Raw genomic sequence first — 240 nt, 5'->3', positions numbered from 1 at the left:
GAACTGCTGAATGTCTCGCGCACGGACCTGCTGGACGATTTTGAAGACGCCTCGGAAATTACCCAGTCGGGGCTGTACAAGCATATCTACAGCGCCGAGTACGGCCAGTTCGGCGGTCAGCCGGTAGGCGCGATCATCTCCAACTATTACCTATCCCCCAGCGCACCCGATGTGAAGCTCATGCAATACGTCGCCAGTGTCGCGTGCATGGCCCATGCCCCTTTCATCGCTGCTGCCGGC

The 240-nt window shown here is 59.2% G+C and carries 1 protein-coding gene; it reads left to right on the top strand.

The window, feature by feature from the left end; all coding sequences use genetic code 11:
• Window positions 1-240, top strand: a 240-nt coding sequence (locus SB765_RS33295; RefSeq protein ID WP_410932991.1) for a type VI secretion system contractile sheath domain-containing protein, incomplete at both ends; no start/stop codon positions are given.

Source organism: Pseudomonas sp. SIMBA_067 (assembly GCF_046534675.1).
Lineage (GTDB): Bacteria > Pseudomonadota > Gammaproteobacteria > Pseudomonadales > Pseudomonadaceae > Aquipseudomonas > Aquipseudomonas putida.
This window is presented reverse-complemented; position numbering and strand designations above follow the sequence as displayed.